This is a genomic window from Kitasatospora sp. NPDC093558 (genome assembly GCF_040683475.1).
GTDB lineage: Bacteria > Actinomycetota > Actinomycetes > Streptomycetales > Streptomycetaceae > Kitasatospora.
Genome location: NZ_JBFBDY010000361.1, coordinates 3183 through 6431 on the forward strand (window position 1 = coordinate 3183; position 3249 = coordinate 6431).

Here is a 3249-nt window from a genome sequence, read left to right on the forward strand (position 1 = left end):
GCCCGCGCCGAACCGGGGCTGCCCGGCCCCTCCCCCGAGCGGGCCGGGCAACCCCGGTGGTCCGGGCGCGATGCGGATCAGGCGGCCGGTGGCGGCAGTTCGCGCAGCCGGCTGACCGGCGACAGGGCCAGCGGGACGAGCATCAGCGCCGACCCGACGGCGATCGCCACGAGGCCCTGGCGCAGCCCGAGGGCCCCGCCGATGACACCGCCGAGCAGGCCGCCCAGCGAGCCGCCGCCGAACAGCAGGGTGCGGAACGCCGCGTTCATCCGGCCCATCAGCGGCTGCGGCGTCAGGGTCTGGCGCAGGCTGACCATCACCACGCCGGCCACGCCGAGGCCCAGGTAGCCCACGAAGAACGAGCCGACGAACAGGGCCATCCGCACGGGCCTCGGGCCGTCCGCGAACGCGACCAGCAGCGGGCTCGCGAAGATCGCCGCCATCGAGACCGCGTAGACCAGGCCCAGCCGGAACCGCTTGATGACCCGCCCGGATACGGCCGCGCCGACCAGGCCGCCGACCGAGGAGGCGGAGAACACCACGCCGATCCAGGTGGGCGTCATCCCCTGGTCGCGCACCGCGTACAGGACGAACACCGTCCACACCGAGATCATCGAGAAGTTGCAGAACGGCCCCACCAGCGCCAGCGGCCGCAGGATGCGGTCGCCGAAGACCCAGCGCAGGCCCTCGATCAGTTCCCGTCCGAGGTGCCGGCCCGCCGCGGGCGGCTCAGGGCGGGGCTCGGGCGTGCGGATCCACAGCAGGGTCAGCAGCGAGACCAGGTAGGAGAAGGCGTCCGCGACCAGGGCGACCGGCGCGGTCAGGGCGCCGATCAGCAGGCCCGCGAGGCCCGGGCCCGCGACGTCCGCGGTGGAGGAGGTGACGCCGAGCTTCTGGTTGGCCTCGACGTAGTGCTTCGGGTCCTTCACCAAGGTCGGCACGAAGGACATCCAGCTGACGTCGAACAGCACCGAGAAGACGCCGATCGCGCAGGCGAGCGTCAGCAGTACCGGCAGGTTCAGGTGGTGGGTCGCGGCCAGCAGCGGGACCAGTCCGACGAGCACCATCCGGGCGCCGTTGGCCACGAGCATGACGCGCCTGCGCCGCATCCGGTCGACCAGGACCCCGAAGACCAGCGCGAGGCCGAGGTAGGGGACCAGCTGCAGGAAGCGCAGCAGGCCGACCTGCTCGGGCGTGGCGTCGAAGGCGATGACGGCGGTGAGCGGCAGGGCGAGCGTGGTGACCTGGCTGCCGAGCAGCGAGAGGGTCTCGCCGGACCAGAACGTGAGGAAGTCCCGGTTGTGCCACAGCCGGGCCGTCGCCGGCTGTTCTGCCGGACGGGTCTGCGGGCCGGGCCCGATCGCGGTGGCGGTCATCCGGTGGTACTCCCCCCGAGTCGATTCTTATGGTTGTCGCTTGATCAACCGTTAGAATCATGGCAGCTGCACTTGATGGTTGCAAGGGGTGGATAGCATTAGGTCCATGGTTGCTGTCACTGCGCAGGAGCGCGCCCCGCAGTCCTCGCCGGGCCTGCCGCTCGCCGTCGCGTTCGCGAACACGCTGGTCGCCGTCCGGGGCAAGGTCCGGGACACCGTCGGGACCCCGGAGGAGCTCGCCGACTGGCTCGCCTCCGAGGCCGACGCCCCGGGGCTCTCCGCCGACGAGGCGGACCTGGCGGCGTTCCGGGCGCTGCGCGACGCGGTCCGGGCCGTCCTTCGCGCGTACGCCGAAGGGGAGCCGGTGCCCGCCGACGAGGTCGAACGGATCAACGAGGCGTCCGCCGCCGCCCCGCTCTGGCCGGTTCTGACGGCCGCCGGTGCCGGCCTCGCTGTCATTCAGCGGAGCGGCCGCGAGGGGGTCCCGGCCGCACTCGCCGCACTCGCCCACGGCACAGCCGACCTGCTCGGCGGTCCGCTCGCCGCCGACCTGCGGGCCTGTCACGGGCCGGGCTGCGTCCAGTTCTTCGTCAAGGACCACCCGCGCCGCGAGTGGTGCGGGCCAGGCTGCGGCAACCGCGCCCGCGCCGCCCGCCACTACCACCGGCACCGCGAGCAGTCGGCCTGACGTCCCGGGGGAAGCAGCACGCCCCGGAGGCCGAGTTCTCCGGGGCGTACGGGCGTACGGGCGTATGGGCGTTGGTGAAGCGTCAGCCGTTGAATCCGACCTCGCCCAGCGCCTTCTCGATCTTCGCGCGGTGGGCCGCCTCCCAGTCGTCCAGCGTCTCGGCGGCCTCCTTGGCGAGCTTCGCCCGGGCCGCCGCCAGCGTCTCGTCCTGCCGGGCGGCGGGCACCACGACGACGCCCTCCTCGTCCGCCACGACCACGTCGCCGGCCGCCACCAGGACACCGCCGCACCGGACTTCGCCGCCGTGCGAACCGAGCGCCTGCTTCGTGCCCGGGAACGGGATCACCCCGCGGGCGAACACCGGGAAGCCCGCCTCCCGCACCTCGCCGAGGTCGCGGATCAGGCCGTCGGCCACGAACGCCGCCACGCCCCGGCGCTGCGCCACCGCGCAGACGTTGCCGCCGGCGAGGGCGTGGTCGAGGTCGCCCGACTCGACGACGATGACGTCGCCGGGCGCGGCCCGGTAGATCGCCGCGTGCAGCATCAGGTTGTCGCCGGGTGGGCACCGGACGGTGAAGGCCGGTCCGGCCACCCGGGGCATGCCCGCCCACAGCGGGCGGACGCCGATGTCCATGACCTGGGCGCGGCCGAGCAGGTCGGCCAGGGTGGTGGTCGGAATGTCCGCGAACCGGTCCATCGGTGCCCCCGTTGTTCGTTCTCGACCGTGCGGTCGGTGCTGTCGGCGCATTATCGGTCAGATGGCGACGGCTTTGGGAGCGGGCGGCCAGGCGGTGCGCGAGGCGGTGCGTCAGGCGGGGCGGTGCGTCAGGCGGTGCGTCAGGAGGTGCGTCAGGCGGTCGGGCGGGCGAAGAACTCGGCCAGCACCGGCGCCAGGACCTCCGCGGCCACCTCGTGCGTCTGGTCCGCCAGCGTCCGGTACTCGGCGCCCGGCACCGCCGCCGCGACCTCGCGGGCCGGTGCGCGCAGCAGCTCCGGGCTGGCCCCGCCGTCCAGGACCAGCGCGGGGACGGCCACCTCGGCGAGGACCTCGGCCGGGACGGACCCGCCGGCCGCGGTGGCCACCACCGCGGCGTCGTAAGCGAGCGTCGGGGCGACCGCCACGCAGGGCGGCCGCACCGGCGCGCCGCGCAAGAGATCGACCATCTGGGCGGGCCTGCCGGCGAA

Annotated in this window: 3 protein-coding genes and 1 pseudogene; 1 reads left to right on the top strand and 3 read right to left on the bottom strand. The window is 74.1% G+C overall.

Features of this window, described 5'->3' with window-relative positions; all coding sequences use genetic code 11:
- Nucleotides 1-77: 77 nt before the first annotated feature.
- Nucleotides 78-1376 carry an MFS transporter gene (locus AB0O00_RS26355; protein WP_363655765.1) on the bottom strand — a complete coding sequence of 433 codons (1299 nt, stop codon included), beginning with the start codon at nucleotides 1374-1376 and terminating at the stop codon, nucleotides 78-80.
- A gap of 106 nt (nucleotides 1377-1482) precedes the next feature.
- On the opposite strand from AB0O00_RS26355, the gene AB0O00_RS26360 reads away from it, so the two are divergent.
- Nucleotides 1483-2064 (top strand): ABATE domain-containing protein, encoded by a 582-nt coding sequence (locus AB0O00_RS26360; RefSeq protein WP_363655767.1) that lies wholly within the window; start codon nucleotides 1483-1485, stop codon nucleotides 2062-2064.
- Nucleotides 2065-2146: 82 nt separating this feature from the next.
- On the opposite strand, the gene AB0O00_RS26365 is transcribed toward AB0O00_RS26360, so the two are convergent.
- Together AB0O00_RS26365 and AB0O00_RS26370 are read right to left on the bottom strand one after the other, a co-directional pair.
- Nucleotides 2147-2761 (bottom strand): RraA family protein, encoded by a 615-nt coding sequence (locus AB0O00_RS26365; protein ID WP_363655769.1) that lies wholly within the window; start codon nucleotides 2759-2761, stop codon nucleotides 2147-2149.
- Between the two features lie 152 nt (nucleotides 2762-2913).
- Nucleotides 2914-3249: pseudogene (locus AB0O00_RS26370) on the bottom strand (alpha/beta hydrolase); the annotation flags it as partial.

What these genes read in the sequence shown, in the direction of transcription:
- AB0O00_RS26360 (WP_363655767.1), top strand. Translation starts at nt 1,483, where the DNA reads ATGGTTGCTGTCACTGCGCAGGAGCGCGCCCCGCAGTCCTCGCCGGGC.
- AB0O00_RS26355 (WP_363655765.1), bottom strand. Translation starts at nt 1,376, where the DNA reads ATGACCGCCACCGCGATCGGGCCCGGCCCGCAGACCCGTCCGGCAGAA.
- AB0O00_RS26365 (WP_363655769.1), bottom strand. Translation starts at nt 2,761, where the DNA reads ATGGACCGGTTCGCGGACATTCCGACCACCACCCTGGCCGACCTGCTC.